Here is a 21,714-nt window from a genome sequence, read left to right as displayed (position 1 = left end):
ACAAGGTATATTTTGGAATTTAGAGGATCAATTCAGATGAATTATACAACAGCACCAAGTCAAGAAGTAGATATCAGTAAAAGTCTGGAATTGGCGATGAAAACTGCTATAAATTTACGCGGCAATGTCAATCTTTTAATAGCGGGTAAAACGGGTGTTGGTAAAAGTACCTTAATTAATGCTGTTTTCCATGAAAATCTAGCCGAAACAGGTCAAGGTAAACCTGTCACACCCACTACACGAGAGATTAAAAAAGAAGGTTTCCCCCTAACAATTTTTGATAGTAGAGGTTTGGAGGTTGCCAAGTACAAGGAAACAATTTGTGAATTAGAAAACCTCATAAAAGAACGTTGCAATCATTCAGATCCCAACCGCCATATTCATATTGCATGGGTGTGTATTTGTGAAGATATCAGACGGGTTGAAGATGCAGATCAAGAGCTTGTGGAAATGCTCAGTCGATATGTACCTGTTGTTGGTGTAATTACTAAAGCCAGAGCAGATAATGGCTTTCGAGCAGAGGTACAACAACAACTTTCTCTAGCTAAAAATGTAGTTCGTGTAAGAGCAATTTCTGAGCAGTTAGATGATGGTCATTTGCAACCCATTATGGGTTTAAAAGAATTGATTGATATAACTATGCAAATCGTTCCTGAGGGACAAAGAAATGCAGTAGCAGCCGCTCAAAAAGTATCTCTTCGAGAAAAAGTCAAACGCTCTCATTTAATTGTAACTACCGCAGCAACGAGTGCTGCTGGTGTGGGTGCTGTTCCCATACCATTTTCTCATGCTGTAGCTTTAGTTCCTGTACAGATGACAATGTTAGCGAGTATCAGTGCAGTGTTCGGTTTAGACTTAAGCCAAGCATCTTTAGGAACACTCATCTCTAGTGTAATTGCTGGAGGAGGGGGTACACTGGGAGGTCATATGTTGCTCGGTGGTTTAGCGAAACTGATTCCGGGTGCAGGTAGCCTTGTCGGTGGAGTTTTAGCAGGAAGTACGGCTGCGTTGCTGACAACACTTTTTGGAGAAGCCTATATTGCTGCTTTATGCGCTATTTTTGGTGGACATCCTGATGCTCAACCGACACCACAGGAAGTTGCAGAAACTTTCAAGACAGAACTATCCAGAAATAATTTCCCTGTATTGTCCAAATAGCTAACTGTCGTCAATGAATGGGGTGTGTTACACGGAGCTAGCGCACCCAACACAGCACTAACTAAGTTTTTATACTTAGAAATTGAGATTCGTTTCAATTGTTGCTAGAACTTAACGCTTGTTCTTTCTCCTTAACATTGTCTATCTTGTAGAGATTTCCAAGCCTAATTTATTCGGTGAACCGCCTCCCAAAAGCTGTAACACAACTTGAAAAATTGTAAATATTCTTTGAGTGCAAATAAATATTGCAAGACCACACAATTCCTGTTATTTCCTTTATTATAAAAGTGTAGAGGATCAATATACACTTACAGAGACAGAGGTGACAAGATATGAATATTTTCCATGCACTTGCAGATATGATTGTTTATGTCTCCGAAGCAGCAGCTCGCATTTTTACACTTAGCGATAATATTTCCCCAGTGATTGGTGTACAACCCTTTGAGGGCATTCCTGCTAGCAGTTCTGAATGGGAAGACTAATCTCAATACAAGTTAATTTCAGTGAGTTTTACAATAGAGTCTAAGCAAATATAAGCCCTCAACCTACACGTTGTAGGAGAGGGTTTGATTGTTTTTTTTTAGCTTGAATACAAAGTTTCGTCAAAGTTTCATCCGAGATGATCCAATTCCCCCTCACCCAATAGTAGGGTTTTTTTGTGGCTTCTTGACTATGTAGTATTTATGTACTGCAATAGATAAGCAGTAATTAAGCAAAGGTGAATGATGCGCCCTTGTACAGACAGCGATCTAGATGCGATCGTTGGAATTACCATAATTTCACCGTTGAGAAATTTCTACACAATACCCAACATCCAGAATTTAGTTCAGAGTTAAGCTTAATAGCGATCGCCCCTGATGGTAAATTCGCCGCCTTTTGTGAGTCCCGCATTCATGCTGAAGATAACAAACGCAATGGATATAACGAAGGCTGGATAGCTGTATTAGGAACCCGACGGGGATTTCGTCAGCAGGGGTTAGGAAAAGCGATGTTATTAACCGCAATGCAATATTTGAAAGCAAAAGGAATGGATAGTGCAATTTTAGGGGTTGATGCTGAAAATCCATCCGGTGCGTTGCGACTGTATGAGTCAGTGGGTTTTGAGAAAGTTCACACCAGCATTTCCTATGTCAAAAGTTTGTAGAACCAGTCAACTCAAACTACAAATCATGATCGGGGCTAAGTTTTAGCCCTTTTGTTATGATTGAAATGAGGTAAACCCCTAAGAACCGCTATCAATTTAACTCAATTTTTTTACAATTAAGAAAGCGGTAATCTCTCTGCGGCTTTCTCCTTTAGGCGGTTGAGCGGGATCAAAACAATAATCTTAAGGGAAAATCAATGAATAAAGTTGGGATTAGTTATGTATTGTGGGCGGCTTGTTTTGTTACGCCATTTCATGGACTGCACCGTTTTTATAATGGCAAAATCGGAACGGGTGTATTGTGGTTGTGTACCTTTGGTTTATTTGGGTTTGGGCAATTATTAGATTTATTTTTAATTCCGGGTATGGTGGAGGAACATAACGCTAAAATTAAAGCAAAATTTGGGGTTTCCAGCACAGGTGTACCTTTATATTCATCAATACCTTCCGTTAGTTATAATGTTACGCCAACGACTCAAGAACAATACCGAGTTAAGCTCTTAAAAGCAGCAGCAACCCGAGGCGGTAAACTCTCGGTAACACAAGGCGTAATGGCGACAGGAGCAAGTTTTGAGGAAGTCGAAAAGGTTCTCAATCAAATGCTCAAAAGTGGTTATGTCGGAATTGGCAATGATCCAGAGACAGGAATTATTTTATACGACTTCCATGAATTATAGCTTGAATATTCGTTAACATAATCCTGTACAGGTTTTGCGTAAAAGGACGAACAATCATGTTTTTAGTAACCGGAGCAACAGGTGGACTCGGTAGCCGGATTGTACGCCGACTACGCCAACAAGAAAAAGAGGTTCGAGGATTTGTGCGGTTGACTTCTCGATATTCTGAATTGGAAAGTCGGGGAGCGAATATTTTTATCGGAGATTTAGAGCGAGATAAGGATATTTATAAGGCTTGTCAAGGGGTAAAATATGTGATGAGTTCGCATGGTTCAGGGGGTAAACCTCAAGCGGTTGAATATCGGGCTAATATTGAATTAATTGATGCGGCGAAGGAAGCAGGGGTTGAACATTTTGTCTTAACTTCTGTGTTAGGCGCTGATCGCGGTTATGAAGATTCACCTGTTTTTAAAGCCAAACGAGAGGTTGAGAAGTATTTACAAAATAGTGGTTTAAACTATACTATTTTACGTCCGTCTGCGTTTGCTTCGAGCTTATTACCTCTGGCTGAACGGTTCAAACAAACGGGGATTTATTTGTTAATTGGAGATCCTCAAAATCGGACTTCTGTTGTTAGTACGGATGATATTGCTCGTATTGCTATTGATTCGGTTTTTGTAGAAAGTGCAAAAAATAAAGTCTTGTCTGTTGGGGGTCCAGAAATTATTACTCGGGGCGATATTGCTCAGATTTTTAGCCGCATTTTTAACCGAGATCCGATTGTGATTAATCCTCCGTTGTTTGTATTTGATGGATTGCGGAGTACAATTGGTGTATTGAATTCTGATGTTGAACGGAGTTTAGGAACGTTACGAGTGTTATTGGGAAATGAGTTTTTCTGTACTCCTGAAGAAATCAACACTCTAGAAATGATGTTTGATATGAAGATGGAATCGTTAGAAAGTTTTCTTCGTCGTTATTTGGGAGCTTAATTGTTAGAATTTAACATTTTCGTTCAAGGGCTAATCTTTGTGGTTAGCCTTTTTTGAGTTATAGAAATGGGGTTGATGAAGAATCAATGAAAGTTAGACTGATGTGGTATTTGGGTTGGGTTTTGCTTGGTTCTGTTCTTCTCTTTCCCGCTTCTCAACGATTAGAAGTTCAGGCGCAATTTATTGATAATGCTGAAGATTATCCGAACAATGTTAGCCAAACTCTCACTAAAGATGAACTTTATTTTGGATTATCCAAACAGCAAGGAACAATCACAGAAGCAGAATGGAAAGGTTTTTTAGAAGAAGTGATTACGCCTCGGTTTCAAGCTGGACTTACCGTTATTGACGCAGACGGACAATACTTAAATACTGCGGGGATTTTAACCCGAGAACAAACTAAACTGGTCATTTTAATTCACTCAGATACTCCCAAAGAAAAACGATTTATTCAAGAAATTATCACTCAATACAAACAAAGATTTAATCAAGAGTCAGTTTTGCGTGTTACCAGTTCAGTTGCTGTTTCTTTTTAAGTTCTTGCTCTAGATTTAGTTTAATTTTAAAGCACTTACCGGAACTTCATCCCAAGATTCAACCGTCCTCATTCTGGCTATCCAACCCTGTTGTTTTTGAGTTTCTGTCAAGTTGTTTTCAAAAGATTCGTGACAGGCTTTGGCTTGTTCTTCGTCACAGCAAGCAATACAAGAATAAATTAATCCCGAGGGATCAAGTTGTTCATTAATCCAAATTTTCATAGGTGACTCTCCCTTAAAACCCTATCTATTTTATCATTTTATTGGATCATCGATTGGGAAGTTGTTGACTCATTTGAGTTAAAGCTTCACCTGTCACCCGACAAATTCGCCATTCTTCGAGGAGAGAAGCTCCCATATATTTGTAGAAATCAATTGCAGGTTGATTCCAATCTAAAACACTCCATTCAAAGCGTCCACAACCTCGAAACACAGCTAACTGAGCCACATAAACAATCAAAGCTTTACCAATACCCTGACTGCGATATTCAGGTAAAACAAATAAATCTTCTAAATAAATCCCCGGTTGTGTTAAAAAGGTAGAATAGTTATGAAAAAATAGAGCAAAACCAACCGCTTTTTCCTCTAACTCCGCCAGCACGACTTCAGCATAGGGATGTTCACCAAATAGATGTTGCTTCAACTCCTCAACACTACCGCTTACCTGATCCGATAATTTTTCATATTCCGCTAAAGCTTTAATTAACTCAAAGATAGCTGGAACATCATCAGGTGTCGCAAAACGTAAAATAAAGTCTAAGGCCATAAAAGTAAAAAGGAGAAGGATAGATTCGAGCAAACCGATCAAATCTCTGCTCGAAAATCGTCAGTTATCTGATCATCAATCAAAACAACCATTGTACAATAAAAAGCAGATGAACACAGGAAAAATGAAGATTTACCCATGAGAAGATTTAGAGATTGATCAATCCCCTCGTCAATTAAATCTGCTACTTCTGTTTTTTGTCCGTTGCTAACCCTCTCCCCCATTCTAAGTTTTACTTAATCCATCCTTTCAAGCGCTCGGCGACTTGGGGACGACGCAGTTTTCGCATGGCTTTAGCTTGAATTTGACGAACTCGTTCACGAGAGAGGCTACACATTCCGCTCACCTCATCTAAGGTGTAAGATACGCCTGTCGTTAAACCATAACGCAGGGATAAAATATCTTGCTCTCGTTCATTTAAAACCGAACGCAACACTTCTAGCAACTCTTGTCGCATCATCAGTTCATTAATTTGCGATTCTGGTGAGAGACTTTCGTAGTCTTCCAACAAATCCATTAATTCTGAGTTTTCCTCTGAACCAATTCGATGATTGAGAGATAGAGATTTGCGACGGACTTGTTCGAGAAGACGGAGTTGTTGGGGAGAAATCGATAACGCTTCTGCGAGTTCATCTTCTGTTGGTTTTCGACGAAGTTGGCGTCTTAAATCTTGATGAATTCCTTGTAATTTATTGAGTTGTTCAACCACATGAACCGGAAGGCGAACAGTCCGTCCTTGATTGGCAATCGTGCGGGTAATTCCCTGACGAATCCACCAATAGGCATAGGTTGAGAATTTATATCCTTTATCGGGATCAAATTTTTCTGTGGCTCGGTTTAACCCCAGTGCGCCTTCTTGAATCAAATCCAAAAACGGAACACCTCTATTAATATAACGTTTGGCAATAGAAACCACCAATCGCAAATTCGAGCTGATCATTTTCTGCTTGGCAATTATACCTTGCTGAAACTGATGGTTAAGTTCAGCTTCACTTAACCCCGTCGCCGTTGCTAATTCTGAAGATTGTGGACATCTTCCGAGTTCATGGGTTAATTCTTCTTCTAACTCCTTAAACGTCACTAACGCTTTAATCTGTCGAGCCAGTTCGATTTCCTCATTTGCTTTCAAAAGAGGATAACGAGCCATTCGTTTGAATAATGCCCCGACAGCATCATCCATTTTTGTTAAATTCTCTGCCGTCGGAATAGTTGCAGTCTCTAAGTTCATGGGAAAATTCTCCCTTTTGAGGTTGGCTTTGCTGAACGTTGTAGCGTCACTGCGTCATTTTAGCGCAGGATTTTAGCATTTGAGTTCACGGCATATTCCGACATTATAATCAAATTTTCTCATCTCTTCAATATACCGATGCTACAATTGATCTCACGATTGATTTCAGAGTTTGAGTGAATCGAATTTAAACTTGTGAAAGTAAAATTGAGCCAAGTTTACCCAATGTCATCTTAAGATTTTATGAACTGTTACTAATGAGACTGATTAAATGGCAGCCCTCTGAAATCTAGGTGAAATGCTCGTTAAGTTCGTTTGACACCACTATTTTTAAACTTACTATTTAGAACACTCAACCTTAGTTAATCCAAAAATTTGACGAGAGAATTATTAACAGAGGTTGAGGGATTGAGTTGTTATAAAAATATTCATAAATCTAATGATCGTCATCTCAAAAATTAACCCTCTAGTTTTTCTAAAATCCTAATTAAGTCAGTCTTCTCAACGATATAAACTCCATTAATATTATTTTGATCAATTTTAACTTGAGCTTGAGTAAAACACAATAGAGGAGTCACCCATTTTGCTTGTTTGAGTTGCCTCACCTCCGCCGCTTGTCCTCTAACTTTGCTTAATAAATTTCCCTCAGAAAAATCATAGATTTGACGACCATTATCTCTTTTGAGATAATTATCTTTACTCACAATTCTGCCCTTGTGAGATTTCACATCAATCACATACCAATTTCTTTGACGTGAACATAAAACAACATCCGCATCTCCCCATCGTTTCAAAGGAAGATTGTATTCAATTTGCCAATTTTTTCCGGTTAAAAGCTGAAGAATAACAGCAACTTCCTGTTCTGCTTTTGCACCGACTAAAGCTTGATCAGAACGTCTCATCCAATATTGACCTTTTTTCCAAAAATAATAAGCTCCAATTCCTCCCCCTAAACCCAATAAAAACCCTAAACCCAATGGGTCAAAGATTAAAAAAACTAACAGAACTCCCCCCACAAAACCCAACGCAATCAAATAAAAACGGATGGCTTTTTGACGACGCTGTACACTCATCTGATGAACAAATTCCCCAGCTTTTTTATTGTTACTGTTATTTTTCATAGGTGAATATCTACTGAAAGATAATTTGATCTACAACTTTCATATTATCTTCCTATGATGTTATAATCAACCCTGATGGTAAAATCAAGATAACTCATTTCAATAATGCTAGATCAGCTTCAAACTGTGAAAACGAAAAGACCAATTGCTGTTGACTTATTTGCGGGAGCCGGAGGAATGACACTCGGCTTTGAACAGGCGGGGTTTGATGTTCTGGCTGCGGGGGAAATTGATCCCATTCATTGTGCAGTTCACCAATACAACTTTCCACTTTGGTCAGTATTTTGTGAAGATATTAGCAAACTTTCTAGTGATAAAATTAGAATTGATTCTAAAATTAAAAATCAAGACATAGATGTTATCTTTGGAGGGCCTCCCTGTCAAGGATTTTCACTGATTGGCAAACGATTGTTAGAAGATTCTCGAAATTTATTAGTCTTTCATTTTGTGCGAATTGTTGCTGAACTCAGACCCAAATATTTTGTCTTTGAAAATGTCAAAGGAATAGCATCAGGAAAGCATCAGACTTTTATTCAAGAATTGATTAATAAATTTGAGTATTATGGTTATCGTGTTCGCCAACCCTATCAAGTATTAAATGCCGCTTATTATGGTGTTCCTCAGAAGCGTGAACGATTATTTTTACTCGGATGTCGGCAAGATTTAGTATTACCCAATTATCCTGAACCCACTTTTCAACCGCCCTATTCCCCAGTTGCAAAACGTTATTCTCATCTTCCTCAAACTCCCACGGTTCGAGAAGCATTACAGGATTTACCTAAAATCGAGAATTATCCCGAATTAACCCAACAAGATTGGGCGAATGTTCGTTTTTCTAAACCGAGTATGTATGCTAAAATACTAAGAGGAATAGTTAAAACGACAAACGATTATTCTTATCCGCGTCAATACAATTCTCGACAATTAACTTCGAGTCTCAGAACCGAACACAGTATAGAATCTATCGAAAGATTCGCAGCAACACCTCCCGGAAAAACAGAACCTATTAGCCGTTTTCATAAACTTGATCCTGATGGTTTATGTAATACCTTGAGGGCGGGAACTCCGAGTAGTCGAGGGGCTTATACTTCTCCTCGTCCCATTCATCCTTTTATCCCTCGATGTATTACCGTCAGAGAAGCCGCTAGACTGCATTCTTATCCCGATTGGTTTAGGTTTCATGTGACAAAATGGCATGGTTGTCGTCAAATTGGCAACTCTGTTCCCCCTTTACTCGCCCAAGCAGTCGCAGCGGAAATTATGAAATTATTAAAGATTCAACCCGAAAAACCCCAAGATAAAATCAAACTCGGAGATGAACAATTACTGCGATTTGATATGTCGCAAGCAGCAAAGTATTATGGTGTAGATCCTCATATCATTGCACCGAGAACTCGCAAGAAAAAATCATAACTTTAGTTTAGATATGAGCAGATTAGAAAAATCGAGAATCTATAGTTCTACGATCCGAGAAATTTTCTTTCGTTACTATGAACCCGGACTTAATCAATTTGAATTTAGTCGGGAAGAAATTGTAGATATTGGAAGAAATCTGGGTCTAAGTGCTAAAAACTGCGGTGATGTAATTTATAGTTATCGATTTCGTAGACCTTTACCTCAAGAAATCAGAGAGACTCAACCTCCTGATTTGGAATGGATAATAGAATTAGCAGGTCGAGGAGTCTACCGATTTAGCTTAGAACGAGTCAACCGTATTGTACCGAATATGAGTTTAGTTGAAATCAAAATTCCCGATTCAACTCCTGAAATCGTTGAAAAATATTCATCGGGTGATGAACAGGCTCTGCTTGCAAAGATTAGATACAATAGGTTAATCGATATCTTTTTAGGGATTACCGCTTATTCTTTGCAAAATCATTTGAGAACAACTGTTCGTGAAATCGGTCAGATAGAAATAGATGAGGTTTATGTAGGGTTAAATCAAAGAGGATCTCAGTTTATTGTACCCGTTCAAGCTAAAAGTGGAAGCGATCAAATTAGTGTTGTTCAGACGAAACAAGATCTTGCATACTGTACAGAAAAATTTCCAGAATTAGTTTGTCGTCCGGTATCCGCTCAGTTTATTGATAATAATTTAATCTCAATATTTGAGTTAACTATAAGTGATTCGGAGGTTAGAATAGTTGAAGAAAAGCATTATAAACTGGTGACCGCTCAAGAAATTTCCGATATGGACTTAGAACACTATAGAGCTGATTACTGAATCAAGTGAATCAGACAGTTAATAAATTTAATAGCTTTCAGAAACCCGGTTTCTCCAAAAAACTGGGTTTCTCTGTTATTACCCTCTAATATTTAACTTTTTAACGGTAAGAAAATCGTCATCACTTTACCCTGTTGAGATCGTTGTCGCACGACTAATTTACCGCCAAGCGCCTCAAATAAATTTTTTGTAACCGCCATATTTAAACTTAACGCCCCCGTTTCGGGCTGAAACATTAACAACCGTCCAATCGACTTCAGAGAAGACTTTGTTGCTGTTCCAAATGGACAAGGTTGCTGAGATTTAGATTGAGATTCGAGTTGTAATTTCAACTGATGTCCAGCCAAACGAACTTCAACTTGAATATGACTTCCCGAAGGTAAACTGCGAGTAAAATTTTCAATCACACCCGTCAGAACTTGATCCAACATCGTCGGGTCACTAACAACATGAGGTAACTTTTGAGGTAAATTAACTTCTAGAGTATGATTGCGTTGAGTTGCTTGTTTTTGCCAACGGGGAAGACTATTTTGTAAGATATCTCCAAGCGACATCGGCGTGAGTTGAACAGAGGGTTTTTGAGTTTTGTTTTCCGAGGCTTGTTTAGTTTGGGATAGTTCTAACTCAACCGCACGAAAAATTAGGTTAAACCGATCAATTTGTGTGGTACATTCATGATCGATCATCTCTAACCGTTTCCGAACAATATCCGGATCAAATTTTTGACGCTTTAATAATAATCGAGTTAACGTGCGAATCGTTGCCAGGGGTGTGCGAACTTCATGGGAAATGGCTTGGATCAACTCCACTTGAGAAGCATCCAAACTTCCATCAGCAGCGGTTTGAGAATGAGGTAAATGACCATTAGAATGCTGAGGGCCAGAGACATTAACAAAGACTTCCTGAGACTGAGATTTAGGTTTGGAAGCCGGGTTAAGCATTCTCATGGTTTCACGGGGTTTTTCGGAGTCCAAAGGCAAACTCTCTAACAGTAAACGAGAGAATTGCATCACAGTTTTGTAGTTCGGATCAACAAGGGGAAATTGTTCGATCCAACGATCAAGTAACTTCACCGGATCAGGGAATTGATCAGAAGATTGACCCTCGGCTTGAGAACGAATAGATAGCGATCGCCGTCGTAACAATTCTAATGCTTGTTCAACCACATCTGGATCAAAAGAAAATTGAAACGCAGGACAACCTTTCGCATCTTCTCCCAAAACCATGACCAAACTAAACCGAGAAGTTAAAACAATACAAAACGGTTCATTCGCTTGAGGATCGTCGCGTAATAATGGAAACGCAAAAGTTGGGGGAACCGAAGCCTCACAATCGTTAGAAGAAGATGGAAGTAAAGATAATCTTTGTCGAGTCGGTACGGAAAACCCTTCCCAACCGGGTATCTGAGGAACAAAAACTTGAGTCGCAAAATTCAACGCTAAGGCGGGATGAACTAAAACCGGAGAAGGCCCAGAAAGCACTAATCCCTGTGGAGGTGTGGTCAACACAGGTGGGGATCTATCCTCGGTTAGTGTCTCTCGTCCTGTGGCGTGAATCAAGTCTTTTTTCCTAACTTCAGAACAACAAGTCCGTGATCGTTGTCGATCTTGTTGGATAATCAATTGTCTGAGGAGTTGATGAATTGCCTTAATTGCCCCACACCACTCCCGTTCAGCTTTGAGTTGCTGTTTGCTAGCATAATAAACAGTGTAAGGACTAGAGCCACCAGAGGGTACTGTATTTTGATAGAAATCTAGAGAACTTTCTAACCCTTGACGCGCTAAAATTTCACTAATGGTTGGTAGAAGCTGGTTCACGGTCATTTCCTGCCTTTGACTTCAAAAACTGCAAAAACTTTATCGTTAACTTAACTCAGTTCCAGCCTACCCAATATAAACTTTTAATTTTTAATATAGAAGTTGGAAGACTGAACCTTCGACGCTATTTTTTAATATTCTTAGCATCCCCTCTGACTCTCAGGATATCTAGATCGAGACGACTTGGAGATTCGTAGAACCGAACCAATTAGTCGCAATCACCGCTTTTACTGTTTTTTCGGTGGCCTCACGACCTCACGACCTCCCATAGTCTGATACAAAATAGTAGGAACATACTGTTAACGTTGCTTCAAAATTATGCCCACTTTGCTCACGGATCTCAAAAATGTACTGGCTGATTTAATTAAACGCTATCGTTCTCAGGTCGATTATTTAGCAATTCGAGTCGAAGAAGCTGAAGAAACGGATATTTTACTCAGAGGCGATCGCATTGAAACCCTCAGCGAAGGCCTTTCAATTGGTGGACAAGTTCGCGCCTGTCATAAAGGGGGTTGGGGTTTTGCGAGTTTTAATCGACTCGAAGGTTTAGAGAAGCAAGTTTCTCAAGCCATTACTGCGGCGAAACTCATCGGTGAGGAAGAAACCCTACTCGCACCGATTCCGATTGTACAGGAAACTCGGATTTTACCTTTAACTGGAACCGATCCCCGTCAAGTTCCTCTGGCGCAAAAGAAAGAACTTTGCGATCGCTATGGCCATATTCTGCGAAGTGTTGATTCCCGCATTACCACGATTTCAGTTCGTTACAATGACAGCACCCAGCGTATTCTCCTAGCCACTTCTGAAGGAACATTCCTCGAACAAGCTTGGGTAGATATGGAAATGCGCTTCGCAGCGACAGCCCGCAATGGGGAAACCGTACAAACAGGACGGGAAACCACTGGATCACGTCGGGCTTATGAAGATTTAACTCACCTTGATACTCAAGTTCAGAGTGCAGCGCAACGGGCGGTGAATTCCCTAGATCTTCCTCCCGTTAAAGGAAATACTTACACTGTAGTCATTGATCCGATTTTAACAGGTTTATTTGTTCACGAAGCGTTTGGTCATCTTTCGGAAGCGGATATGACCTATGAGAACCCTGACTTATTGGAAGTGATGACTTTGGGGCGTCAGTTTGGGCCGAAAAACCTGCAAATTTTTGATGGGGCGGAACCTCCTGGACACCGGGGAAGCTATTTTTACGATGATGAAGGAACACCCGGAACAACAACACAATTAATCAAAGATGGGGCGTTAGTAGGTCGTCTACACTCTCGGGAAACGGCGGGAAAGTTAGGAGAAGCGCCGACGGGAAATGCTCGCTGTTTAAACTATCATTATCGGCCTTTGGTTCGCATGACAAATACTTGGATAGAACGGGGAGATACTGCGGTTGAGGATTTATTCAGTGAAGTCAAGCAAGGGGTTTATGCACGAAATTGGTTGGGGGGAATGACCAATGGTGAAATGTTTACCTTTAGTGCGGGTGAAGCGTGGATGATTCGGAATGGAAAGCTAGCTGAACCTGTGCGAGATGTGACGTTATCAGGAAATGTATTTACGACTTTAGCTGATATTGAAGCGATTGGAAATGATTTTTATTGGGATGAATCTGGAGGGTGTGGAAAAGGCGGACAAAATGGTTTACCGGTCGGTTGTGGCGGGCCAAGTTTGAGAATTCGGAATGTGGTTGTCGGAGGCGAAGTTTCCTAATCTCTTTTTGCTCGATTTTCTATCCGCCCAAAAAAATACCGGAATTCCTACAGAGGAATTCCGGGTGGAGCAAGTCTAGCTTGTATGGTGTGTTGGTAGCAGTCAGGATTGATCTCCAGTGAATCAATGATGAGATACTTTGTGATCTTAAAACTATGATGAAGTTCGACGAGAATCTCCTCGGCTTGCATCAGGCGCAGTATCTTCTGTGTCAGTGTGGTGTTGGAAGGTCAACTTATTGAACTCGGATTTTGTCTGAGCAACTTGCAGTTCACTCAACAATAGTGACTGAGTGAGAAGATTGTGTTGAAAGAACGGAGAAGAAGCGACCAAGCCGAAAGAGAGTAAGCTAAAAACAGATACTAAAATAGGGTTTAGCATGGTAGGAACGGGGCTAAGGTATCACTTCTGAGTACAAGTTCTTTGCTATTTGATCAGGACAAATTTGAAAATTGACTCCCCAAATCCGCTTTTAAAAACTTCTTTTGACTGCTTTTTGACTCAGTTTCAGATTAACGTCCACTTCCACGATGACCTGGAGGACAATTACTATTACAGTTAATTTCACTGCTATCTTGAGCAATCAACAATGAGGAAGCAGCTTGAACACCTTTGATTGCATCAGCAGAAGCCATTGACAAAAGGCTGAAGAATAGGATTAAAGTGTAGAAACGCATGAGTCTGTCCGTATGAGTCTGTCCATTTTCTAATACAGACAATTTGTTCGAGATCCGGTTAAAATGATCAAGTGGTTTATTAATTAATCCTAAATGCTTAATTATGAGCGCAAATCTACATAACTTCACTAAAAAATCCCGTCCAGTGGGTAGACGAGATCGGAGATAATTATTGAGTTTTTTAAAGACAATACCTTTGGAGATTTATATCCTGTAAAACTGAGAAAAGTTTGAAGGTTTTTGAAGTTTATTCATATTTAACCTCACTCAATTCAACAATTACACAATCCAACTTAGGATTGACAATAAGCTGGAGATTCAACAGCTTTAGGTAAAATCAAGGTTAAAATACCGTTGAAGTAGTCTGATTTTATACCTGCACTCAGAATCGGTTGCGGAAGGGCGATTATTTTCCGAAACTTTTGGGAATTTTTGACAACTGTCTGATCCGGCGATTTTTGGGTTTGTGGAAGATAATACAAGTTCCCCGAAAGCACAATTGATTCTGCGGTTACTTGCATTTCTAAACTGTTTTCCTCTAAAGTCGGTAAAATCACTTTGATCACAATTATCTCTTTTTTTTCCTGAATTTTAATCACCGGAATATTAAAATTAGTATTTCCCAAAAGTTCAGGTTCATTAAAAACTTGATCAACTTGGCGATCAATATTTTCTAGATATTGAAAGGATTGATAGTGTGTCAGTACCATGGGGTTAAAACTCCTTAAAAAAATCAATGTTAACTTCAAAGTGAGATTTGTGATCTGCAATTCATTTCAATAAGAGTCTGATCTAAAGCTGAGATTAGTCCAAACCTCAAGAGAAAGACATTAAAGCAACGTTGTTAAAAATAGGCAAAAACCCGCACATAAAAATGCACGTAAACCAATATGATTAACAACTTTTTCTCAAGTAAAACGATAACTGTTCAGTCTGATTAAAGACCCACCCTTTGACTAAAAAAACTGAAAACTATCCTGCTATTTTATAAGAAAGAATTCCCTAAAATAGAGAAGAATTAAAGTTAATCTAGATCGGGAATTTTAAATGTCTTTTCTGCGCTCATTCCTCATCTAAAGGCAAAGTAGGAGCTGCCGGAGGAACAACAGAACGTTTGACTATCACTTTATGACTTTCTCGTTGAGTCTGCATCTCAACTGCGATCGCCTCAAATTGAACCTCTAAACTGCCATAAGCAATCTCTAAGTTCACTGTGGTTTCAATCTGGTCTAAACCGTTGGGTGAAAACTCGGTTAACCAGCGTGGCCCGTCTACAATACTGCGAGACTGGCGATCATACACCCATATTTTGACATAAATTCGCGGTAAATTCTCGCTCATCCGCACCCTAACTTTGACCGTTCGACCTGCTATAATTTCGGGATTGATCACTTCTAAAGTCGGAGCAGGAATCGGTTCATCTTCTGAGATTGCGCTCAAAGATTCAGACGTCGAGGATTGACTGTGACGAGAGTCTAACAGTCGCAAAGGGGGTCGGGAAGCAACAGAGGATGGCGGAGTCTCCAATGACTCATCATCTACCACAATTTCTTGAGACTCTAAATCATCATCAAAGGAAGGAAACAACGGTTCAGCGTCAGCAGAGGGGGAAGAAACACTCGGTTTTGGAGATTCATCCTGGCGAGTTTGCACAAAAGAAGTGTCGGGTAAAGGAGTCGGTTTGGCTTGCTTCATCCACTGAGACAAATCTTGATCCTGAGCTAAAGAATTTAAGCGCGACCAAAAACGATTTTCTAACTTCAACGCTTGAAAAGCCGGATCAATCGGTGAAACCTGGACTAACTGAGCTTCTTCACTCTCCTCATCGTCTGTTTCTGAGGAAATAAATTCTGGGGATGTTTCATCAGTGGGAGTGAGAATTTCTGCATCCGCAGCCTCTTGAGAAGTCGTTGGAGTTTGTTCTGAGGAGGAAGCTGTCGAGTCAACCGACGGTTCGCTATCCCCAGATAGAAAAGAACCAAAACTCGGGAGTTCGAGGGAAGATGAGGACGTTGTTTCATCAATGGGGGTTTGAGCGTTTGCTGAAACAACGGGAACAGTGGGACGGCGAGAATTGGGTTTGGATACTGGGGGTTCGGGTTCGGGACTGGCGTTGGGATCAATCAGATGTAAGCGGTTTTCAAGTTCAACTTCGTCTGGTTGATCGGTTGTCTCGTCTATCTCCGCTTGAGAACTAAAATCGGTTTCTAGAACTTGGAGAAGATGTTCAACTTGAGTGGCGATGGAAAAGGAATGGCGAGTCAGAGACTCTCCGTGACTGGAAATCACCACTTCTCCTAAGATCAGGCGAGTTTGACATTCAAAGGGAATATAAATCAAACAAGCAAAAGAGATCGGGAGAATCGATTGTGGAATTGCTTGTTGAACTTGTAATAAAATATTGGAGTTGTGGGGATCACGGAGATAAACTTCTACATGAGGCTGATCTACAGAATATTGGATCGGTTCAGGATTCAACGGTTCTGAAGATGTTGCGGCTTCAACCCGTCCTGAAATTAATAACGCTTGTCCTAATTTAGCGACAAAAGAATCTTGTTCAAGGGTGAGTTGGATATTTTGGACTTCCACCTGGAGACGATCATCATACTCTGGTGAAACGGTTTCTGAAGGCTCTGGAGAGGACTCGGCGGCGATCACAAATTCTGTGTCGGATGACTCGTCGGAAGGTTTAGTCTCAGAGTTTGGAGTCGAGTCGGTGTCGCCCGTCAACTCTATTGAGGCGAATTCCGGTTGTGTTTCTGGGGGAGAAGTTTCTGGGGGAGAAGTTTCTGGGGTGGTGTTACGTTCGTCAACAATCTCAACGATGGATTTTGCGGTTACGGTTGTCTGGCTGTCGTCTTCGTGATCATTTTCATCTGAAACCGCTTCATCTGAGTCTGAGGAGAGATCATCATCGAAAGTGGGAGGGTGTTCTAACGGTTCGGAGTCATTGGAGAGAACCCGTAGTTTAACGCCGTTATCAGAAGACAAGTTGACAAGAGCCGCTGGCCGATGAGGTGAACAGGACAGTTCCCAAATTCCCGGTTTGAGTCGAGTGTAGGGAATCACAACCATTAATCCTTCAGCAGAGGTGTTTGTGTTGCGAGTTTGTACACGCCGAACAGGGGGAGTTTCCTCCAAAGCATGATGAATAATCCGAATTTCGATTTTAGCGTTCGGATAGCTAGAACGAGCGACAACTCGATAACGTCCTTCTAGAATTTCCACATCTGGAGTTTCTAAAGGTAGCCAAGTGGTATCTCCTTCTTTTTGAAGCAGAAATTCCCAATTTTTCATCTGCATCTCCCGCCCTAGTTCTGCTACACCCATTTATAATAGCTGACGAGATTTCCCCAAAAGAGATCAAAAAAAAATTAGAATTGAAACTTTCAGGTTTTCCCTCAAAGATCAAAAGCTAATCGATCACCCATCCCTCGCCAAACCCACAGAGGGTTGTGGCGTGGGAACACCATTACATCAAACCTGTATTCATTCCAGGCTTACCTGTGGCTAACTCAACCTTAACGATTTTCCCGCCCATTTTCATAATTCGTTGCTGTTCACGGAACCAGCTATCGTAAGGAACTAATTTGGTAAAGTATGTATTTTGTAATTCCCGCTGAGTCCGAATTCGAGTTTGGCTCGGAACACAAGCTGTCACTTTAAACATTCGCATGGCACATGATTCTCCCAAAATAAAAGTCCTAGTCTTTACAGTCTTTTTAAAACGATAGAAGGCAGGGAGTCAGGGGCCAATACTAGCTCACGAAAACTCATCATTCTACAAGAAAGAGACAAGCCTTTAGTGTTCTAGCACTCACGACCGACTTCCCTAGCCTTGCTTTAGAGACGATAGAGCAATACACAACAACGGAAAGAATCACGTCTAGATTCTCAATCCCTGTTGAACAGGTTCGTCTTTTAAAGAGTTCTAGCTTAAGCCAGAGCAGATGTAGTCGAAGTAAACGCCCATTTCTTTACCCGCGTCAGCGCCGACTAAACCAGCAGTGACTTCTTTCATGGCTTGAATGGCTTGTACAGTCGAACCAATGGGTACACCCAAAGAGTTGTAAGTTTCTTTTAAGCCATTGAGTACACGCTCATCCAAGATGGAAACGTCACCCGCTAACATGGCGTAGGTGGAATAACGGAGGTAGTAGTCCAAGTCGCGGATGCAAGCTGCATAACGACGAGTGGTGTACATATTTCCGCCGGGACGGGTAACATCAGAATACAACAGAGACTTAGCAACTGCTTCTTTAACGATGGAAGCCGCGTTAGCACTGATAGCGGTCGCAGCCCGAACACGCAGTTCGCCAGTTGCAAAATAAGCTTTGAGCTTATCGAGAGCGCTGGAATCAAGGTACTTACCTTGAACGTCAGAGGAGTTGATTACGGAAGTAATTGCGTCTTGCATGATTGACTCTAATATTTCTTAAGTGTTGCTGCTGAATCTAAGATTCTTAAGGGTGGGGTCACGAAGATCAAGGCTGATCCGATGACGTTACTGCATTGCACCGATAACATAGTCGAAGTAAGCTCCTGCTTCAGATGCGTCTTCACCAGACAGCAAGGAAGTAGCAACACCCTTCATCGCGCGAATTCCTTCTGCAACGGCTTCGATGGGAGTACCGAGAGACTTGTACATTTCACGGACGCCAACGATACCAATTTCTTCGATAGGGGTAACGTCGCCTGCTACGATTCCGTAAGTGATCAGACGGAGGTAGTAGTCTAAATCACGCAAGCAAGTTGCGGTCATTTCTTCACCGTAAGCGTTACCACCAGGAGAGACAACATCAGGACGCTTCTGGAACAGTTGGTTTCCAGCTTCTTTGATGATGCGCTCACGAGCGGAGGTCATGGTTTCTGCAACGCGAACCCGACGCTCACCTGTTGTGACAAATGATTTGATTCGATCTAATTCACCAGGGCTGAGATAACGAGCCTCAGCATCTGCATTTACGATGGATTTAGTGACGATACTCATTTTTTACCAAAGAGTTTTAGCTAACGTGTTCATGATTTTACCCTCGACTGGTGCAGATGCTTGATCTGTTGTCGGGGGCTAATCATTTTGGGGGTTAACCCGAATGAAACCCTGTTAAGTGCTGTCCTGTCAAGAGGACTAGCATTCGCTGTTTAACACTTAACTTTGCTGATTTGTCCCGTCTTAGCAGCTTTTGAAGCCCGTTGCTAATCTCTGAGAGCCGCAACATAAAGTTACATTGTCTGCCGAACGATCCAATCTCTAGTCAGGTAGTCAAGCGGGACAATCGCCCGATAATTTTTAACTACCTACCGGATGTATTTTGAGGCATTACGTTCACATTATTAGGGGTATCGTAATATTTTTTTACATAACCTCTCATTCTTAGGGGGTTTGGGAGGTGGGGGAATGAATTTAGCTTTGGGTGTTATTCTGGCGTTGTTGATCGGCTTGCTTTTGCATCAGAATCCGTTTTTCGATCTCTTGAGAATTGAGTCGATAAAGGGTTAATTTCTCTTGCACTTGCGGCGCAATAAATGTATCATTCGGAATGGTTTCGAGTAAGTTAATTGCGGTTTGCCATTTCTTTTCGGCTTGTTGCCAAACTTCTACAGAATCAGGCGGATTTTTGACAAGAACAGAGGCTTTTAATGCTAATTTTTTGGCACTATTAAAATTGGCGATCGCAGTTTGTTCTTGAATTAACTTTTGACTCGCCCAGTTATAATCTTCTTGATAAATTGCTAACTGTTTTTGAACGGGTTCTGATTGCATTTGACGAGCAGGCATTTCTTGTAATACTGTGATTGCATCTTCCCATTTTCCTTGCGCTTCTCTCCAAGCTGTTAACGGTAAAGGTGGATTTTCTACCGCTTCACTGGCTTTCATTGCTAACCCTTGAGCAGATTTTAATCGCAGTTCTAACGGTTGATTTTCAGCCAAAGCACTAATTTGTTTTCGAGAGTTAACTGAGGCTTTGGGGAGAAACTGTACTCCGCCTAAAATTCCAATCACAACAGCTAACAAGAGAAAGGGACTCCCACCTAAACGCTGGCGATTTTTAGCAGGTTTTTTATCAATTACTGCGTCAGTTTTAACTGGGGAAAAAGATTCAATACTAGGCTGAATTAGCGTTGGCTGTTGTCGTCGCAGTGCTAACTTTTGTTCTTCTAAACGGGCTTCTTGTTGATGGATTTTGGCTTTTTGTTCGTCTAACCAAGCTTGTTGTTGATGTTTCAGTTCTTCTTGTTGTTGATACCACTGTTGTTTTTGACGTTCAAACTCGGCTTTTTCTTGGGCAAAAAGTTGGGCTTGCGGTTGAATAATAGACTGATATTCTTCTAACTCTAAAATTAGGGTATAAAGTCGCTTTTGTTTATGCTTTTGTCCGGGGAGAATTTGTTTTTTGAGTTGATTAATAAACTGCTTAATTTCAGAAGTTAAGGTTTCTATTCCTTTGTAAGCAATCGCTAAATAAGGAAAGTGTGTATAACGACGAATATCAATTGCAATAAATTCGACGAGATGATTCAAAAGTGAAGTCGGATTTAACGTATCTTTGTAAGCATTGTATCGAATAAAATCACAAAAACATAGTAATAAATTATCATGGATGAGCAACCGATCTAAGAGTTCTTCTTGTTGTTCTCGTTTTTGATACCATTTTTGTTTTGTTTTTTCATCCGCCCAGAGAATTTCTAACTGATCCAAATCTCCAAAGCTTGAATGATTTTGTTTTTCGGTTTGTAAACGAGTTTGAAGATTTTTTAACGAAACTTTGAATTGTAGAATATCATAGGCGCGTTGCTGAATACCATCCTGGGGACAGAAGACAATTTTCATCTGTTCAACTAAGAGCTGAAATTCTCGTTTAAGCTGAAGCAGTACGTCTGTATTCATCGCTGCACCTCGTTGAACTCCTGGGAAAAACAGTAATACTTTAGTTTGCCACAAGATTCAACTGTTGAGCCAAAACGTTAGAAAAATTTTAAACTTATTCTGTCGATTGGGTTTGACTTTCCTGAACTGTTTGGTTGAACAAAGTGAAACCCAACCTACCGATCATTTATGGGTTGAGATATTCTGTTTTTATTTCTTATTCCTTAATTTGGCTTTCTAACTCGTTGATTTGTTTTTGAATCCGTTCTTTTTCTTCCAGTTTGAGTTGATATTCTCGCTGCTGAAGTTGCTCTTGATATTGGCTTTTAAGTTCCGCTTCTCGCTGCTGAATTTGTTCTTGATGTTGGCTGTGAAGTTCCGCTTCTCGCTGCTGAAGTTGCTCTTGATGTTGGCTGTGAAGTTCCGCTTCTCGCTGCTGAAGTTGCTCTTGATATTGGCTTTTAAGTTCCGCTTCTCGCTGCTGAAGTTCTTCGACTTGCTGGCTTTTTAATTCCAATTCTTCTTGGAGTTTAACCTCTGCTTCTTGTTTACGAACTTTTTCCGATTGTTCTTGAGTAAATAACTGATAATACTCAACCTTAGATTTCAGTTCATCAATTAATAATTTTACCGCCTGTTCTCCTTGAACTTGATCGGTTTGACTAACAAATGTGTTTAGAGCAGCTTGCAAACGCTGAAAATCTTCAATCGAGTAGTTTAAATGACTATCTTGGTGTTCCAAACTTGCCAGTTATTTCTGGATAAACGAAACAATCTCGCGCAGCAATTGCAGAACAAAATTAAAGGTTTTTTCAGCCCAGATAAACGAAACAATCTCGCGCAGCAATTG

The 21,714-nt window shown here is 40.6% G+C and carries 23 protein-coding genes; 9 read left to right on the top strand and 14 right to left on the bottom strand.

Annotated elements, in window-relative coordinates; genetic code table 11:
- Positions 1–36 precede the first annotated feature (36 nt).
- From M595_RS12840 to M595_RS12815, 6 genes are all read left to right on the top strand, one after another.
- Complete coding sequence (locus M595_RS12840; protein WP_009787415.1) at positions 37–1,158, top strand: YcjF family protein; 1,122 nt, start codon at positions 37–39, stop codon at positions 1,156–1,158.
- A 332-nt stretch (positions 1,159–1,490) separates the two neighbouring features.
- Positions 1,491–1,640 carry a hypothetical protein gene (locus M595_RS12835; RefSeq protein WP_023066733.1) on the top strand — a complete coding sequence of 50 codons (150 nt, stop codon included), beginning with the start codon at positions 1,491–1,493 and terminating at the stop codon, positions 1,638–1,640.
- A 236-nt stretch (positions 1,641–1,876) separates the two neighbouring features.
- Complete coding sequence (locus M595_RS12830) at positions 1,877–2,302, top strand: GNAT family N-acetyltransferase (RefSeq protein ID WP_023066727.1); 426 nt, start codon at positions 1,877–1,879, stop codon at positions 2,300–2,302.
- A gap of 197 nt (positions 2,303–2,499) precedes the next feature.
- Positions 2,500–2,979, top strand: a complete 480-nt coding sequence (locus M595_RS12825) for a TM2 domain-containing protein (RefSeq protein WP_023066731.1) — start codon at positions 2,500–2,502, stop codon at positions 2,977–2,979.
- A 56-nt stretch (positions 2,980–3,035) separates the two neighbouring features.
- On the top strand, positions 3,036–3,911 hold the full coding sequence (locus M595_RS12820) for an SDR family oxidoreductase (RefSeq protein ID WP_023066734.1): 876 nt from the start codon (positions 3,036–3,038) through the stop codon (positions 3,909–3,911).
- 86 nt (positions 3,912–3,997) lie between these two features.
- A complete protein-coding gene (locus M595_RS12815) occupies positions 3,998–4,447 on the top strand; it encodes a DUF3574 domain-containing protein (RefSeq protein ID WP_023066745.1) in 450 nt (149 codons plus the stop codon).
- 15 nt (positions 4,448–4,462) lie between these two features.
- Here the strand turns inward: M595_RS12815 and M595_RS12810 are convergent, their stop codons facing one another.
- The 4 genes from M595_RS12810 to M595_RS12790 all read right to left on the bottom strand — a co-directional run bounded on the left by M595_RS12810 (position 4,463) and on the right by M595_RS12790 (position 7,562).
- On the bottom strand, positions 4,463–4,669 hold the full coding sequence (locus M595_RS12810) for a hypothetical protein (protein WP_023066715.1): 207 nt from the start codon (positions 4,667–4,669) through the stop codon (positions 4,463–4,465).
- A gap of 46 nt (positions 4,670–4,715) precedes the next feature.
- A complete protein-coding gene (locus M595_RS12805; protein ID WP_023066689.1) occupies positions 4,716–5,213 on the bottom strand; it encodes a GNAT family N-acetyltransferase in 498 nt (165 codons plus the stop codon).
- Positions 5,214–5,445: 232 nt separating this feature from the next.
- A complete protein-coding gene (locus M595_RS12795) occupies positions 5,446–6,441 on the bottom strand; it encodes a sigma-70 family RNA polymerase sigma factor (protein ID WP_023066718.1) in 996 nt (331 codons plus the stop codon).
- 458 nt (positions 6,442–6,899) lie between these two features.
- Complete coding sequence (locus tag M595_RS12790) at positions 6,900–7,562, bottom strand: nuclease-related domain-containing protein (protein ID WP_023066704.1); 663 nt, start codon at positions 7,560–7,562, stop codon at positions 6,900–6,902.
- A 105-nt stretch (positions 7,563–7,667) separates the two neighbouring features.
- Between M595_RS12790 and M595_RS12785 the strand changes: the two genes are divergently transcribed.
- Positions 7,668–8,975, top strand: a complete 1,308-nt coding sequence (locus M595_RS12785; protein ID WP_203419077.1) for a DNA cytosine methyltransferase — start codon at positions 7,668–7,670, stop codon at positions 8,973–8,975.
- A 13-nt stretch (positions 8,976–8,988) separates the two neighbouring features.
- A complete protein-coding gene (locus M595_RS12780; protein WP_040484052.1) occupies positions 8,989–9,786 on the top strand; it encodes a hypothetical protein in 798 nt (265 codons plus the stop codon).
- A gap of 92 nt (positions 9,787–9,878) precedes the next feature.
- On the opposite strand, the gene M595_RS12775 is transcribed toward M595_RS12780, so the two are convergent.
- Complete coding sequence (locus M595_RS12775) at positions 9,879–11,603, bottom strand: sensor histidine kinase (protein ID WP_238987076.1); 1,725 nt, start codon at positions 11,601–11,603, stop codon at positions 9,879–9,881.
- A gap of 318 nt (positions 11,604–11,921) precedes the next feature.
- Here M595_RS12775 and M595_RS12770 point away from each other — a divergent pair, with 318 nt between their 5' ends.
- Positions 11,922–13,319 carry a TldD/PmbA family protein gene (locus M595_RS12770; RefSeq protein WP_023066752.1) on the top strand — a complete coding sequence of 466 codons (1,398 nt, stop codon included), beginning with the start codon at positions 11,922–11,924 and terminating at the stop codon, positions 13,317–13,319.
- 153 nt (positions 13,320–13,472) lie between these two features.
- On the opposite strand, the gene M595_RS12765 is transcribed toward M595_RS12770, so the two are convergent.
- The 9 genes from M595_RS12765 to M595_RS12730 form a co-directional block, all read right to left on the bottom strand.
- A complete protein-coding gene (locus M595_RS12765) occupies positions 13,473–13,700 on the bottom strand; it encodes a hypothetical protein (protein ID WP_040484051.1) in 228 nt (75 codons plus the stop codon).
- Between the two features lie 131 nt (positions 13,701–13,831).
- The gene (locus M595_RS31170; protein ID WP_161809821.1) at positions 13,832–13,996 is read right to left on the bottom strand and encodes a hypothetical protein; all 165 of its coding nucleotides are present in this window, start codon (positions 13,994–13,996) and stop codon (positions 13,832–13,834) included.
- A 293-nt stretch (positions 13,997–14,289) separates the two neighbouring features.
- Positions 14,290–14,706, bottom strand: coding sequence for an Hsp20/alpha crystallin family protein (locus M595_RS12760; RefSeq protein ID WP_023066725.1), 417 nt, complete (start codon positions 14,704–14,706; stop codon positions 14,290–14,292).
- A 352-nt stretch (positions 14,707–15,058) separates the two neighbouring features.
- On the bottom strand, positions 15,059–17,326 hold the full coding sequence (locus M595_RS12755; RefSeq protein ID WP_152983571.1) for a hypothetical protein: 2,268 nt from the start codon (positions 17,324–17,326) through the stop codon (positions 15,059–15,061).
- Positions 17,327–17,468: 142 nt separating this feature from the next.
- Positions 17,469–17,672 (bottom strand): phycobilisome linker polypeptide, encoded by a 204-nt coding sequence (locus tag M595_RS12750; RefSeq protein ID WP_023066740.1) that lies wholly within the window; start codon positions 17,670–17,672, stop codon positions 17,469–17,471.
- A gap of 255 nt (positions 17,673–17,927) precedes the next feature.
- On the bottom strand, positions 17,928–18,413 hold the full coding sequence (gene apcB / locus M595_RS12745) for an allophycocyanin subunit beta (protein WP_023066695.1): 486 nt from the start codon (positions 18,411–18,413) through the stop codon (positions 17,928–17,930).
- Between the two features lie 87 nt (positions 18,414–18,500).
- Positions 18,501–18,986 carry an allophycocyanin subunit alpha gene (gene apcA, locus M595_RS12740; RefSeq protein WP_023066696.1) on the bottom strand — a complete coding sequence of 162 codons (486 nt, stop codon included), beginning with the start codon at positions 18,984–18,986 and terminating at the stop codon, positions 18,501–18,503.
- A gap of 414 nt (positions 18,987–19,400) precedes the next feature.
- Positions 19,401–20,885, bottom strand: coding sequence for a hypothetical protein (locus M595_RS12735; protein WP_023066751.1), 1,485 nt, complete (start codon positions 20,883–20,885; stop codon positions 19,401–19,403).
- 196 nt (positions 20,886–21,081) lie between these two features.
- A complete protein-coding gene (locus M595_RS12730; RefSeq protein WP_023066712.1) occupies positions 21,082–21,606 on the bottom strand; it encodes a hypothetical protein in 525 nt (174 codons plus the stop codon).
- Positions 21,607–21,714 lie beyond the last annotated feature (108 nt).

It is taken from the genome of Lyngbya aestuarii BL J, from assembly GCF_000478195.2.
GTDB classification, from domain to species: Bacteria; Cyanobacteriota; Cyanobacteriia; order Cyanobacteriales; family Microcoleaceae; genus Capilliphycus; species Capilliphycus aestuarii.
This window is presented reverse-complemented; position numbering and strand designations above follow the sequence as displayed.

Bases quoted from the DNA above. Each gene is read 5' to 3' on its own strand.
- M595_RS12840 (WP_009787415.1), top strand. From the start codon at position 37: ATGAATTATACAACAGCACCAAGTCAAGAAGTAGATATCAGTAAAAGT.
- M595_RS12835 (WP_023066733.1), top strand. From the start codon at position 1,491: ATGAATATTTTCCATGCACTTGCAGATATGATTGTTTATGTCTCCGAA.
- M595_RS12825 (WP_023066731.1), top strand. From the start codon at position 2,500: ATGAATAAAGTTGGGATTAGTTATGTATTGTGGGCGGCTTGTTTTGTT.
- M595_RS12820 (WP_023066734.1), top strand. From the start codon at position 3,036: ATGTTTTTAGTAACCGGAGCAACAGGTGGACTCGGTAGCCGGATTGTA.
- M595_RS12815 (WP_023066745.1), top strand. From the start codon at position 3,998: ATGAAAGTTAGACTGATGTGGTATTTGGGTTGGGTTTTGCTTGGTTCT.
- M595_RS12810 (WP_023066715.1), bottom strand. From the start codon at position 4,669: ATGAAAATTTGGATTAATGAACAACTTGATCCCTCGGGATTAATTTAT.
- M595_RS12805 (WP_023066689.1), bottom strand. From the start codon at position 5,213: ATGGCCTTAGACTTTATTTTACGTTTTGCGACACCTGATGATGTTCCA.
- M595_RS12795 (WP_023066718.1), bottom strand. From the start codon at position 6,441: ATGAACTTAGAGACTGCAACTATTCCGACGGCAGAGAATTTAACAAAA.
- M595_RS12790 (WP_023066704.1), bottom strand. From the start codon at position 7,562: ATGAAAAATAACAGTAACAATAAAAAAGCTGGGGAATTTGTTCATCAG.
- M595_RS12785 (WP_203419077.1), top strand. From the start codon at position 7,668: ATGCTAGATCAGCTTCAAACTGTGAAAACGAAAAGACCAATTGCTGTT.
- M595_RS12780 (WP_040484052.1), top strand. From the start codon at position 8,989: ATGAGCAGATTAGAAAAATCGAGAATCTATAGTTCTACGATCCGAGAA.
- M595_RS12770 (WP_023066752.1), top strand. From the start codon at position 11,922: ATGCCCACTTTGCTCACGGATCTCAAAAATGTACTGGCTGATTTAATT.
- M595_RS12765 (WP_040484051.1), bottom strand. From the start codon at position 13,700: ATGCTAAACCCTATTTTAGTATCTGTTTTTAGCTTACTCTCTTTCGGC.
- M595_RS31170 (WP_161809821.1), bottom strand. From the start codon at position 13,996: ATGCGTTTCTACACTTTAATCCTATTCTTCAGCCTTTTGTCAATGGCT.
- M595_RS12760 (WP_023066725.1), bottom strand. From the start codon at position 14,706: ATGGTACTGACACACTATCAATCCTTTCAATATCTAGAAAATATTGAT.
- M595_RS12755 (WP_152983571.1), bottom strand. From the start codon at position 17,326: ATGGGTGTAGCAGAACTAGGGCGGGAGATGCAGATGAAAAATTGGGAA.
- M595_RS12750 (WP_023066740.1), bottom strand. From the start codon at position 17,672: ATGCGAATGTTTAAAGTGACAGCTTGTGTTCCGAGCCAAACTCGAATT.
- apcB (WP_023066695.1), bottom strand. From the start codon at position 18,413: ATGCAAGACGCAATTACTTCCGTAATCAACTCCTCTGACGTTCAAGGT.
- apcA (WP_023066696.1), bottom strand. From the start codon at position 18,986: ATGAGTATCGTCACTAAATCCATCGTAAATGCAGATGCTGAGGCTCGT.
- M595_RS12735 (WP_023066751.1), bottom strand. From the start codon at position 20,885: ATGAATACAGACGTACTGCTTCAGCTTAAACGAGAATTTCAGCTCTTA.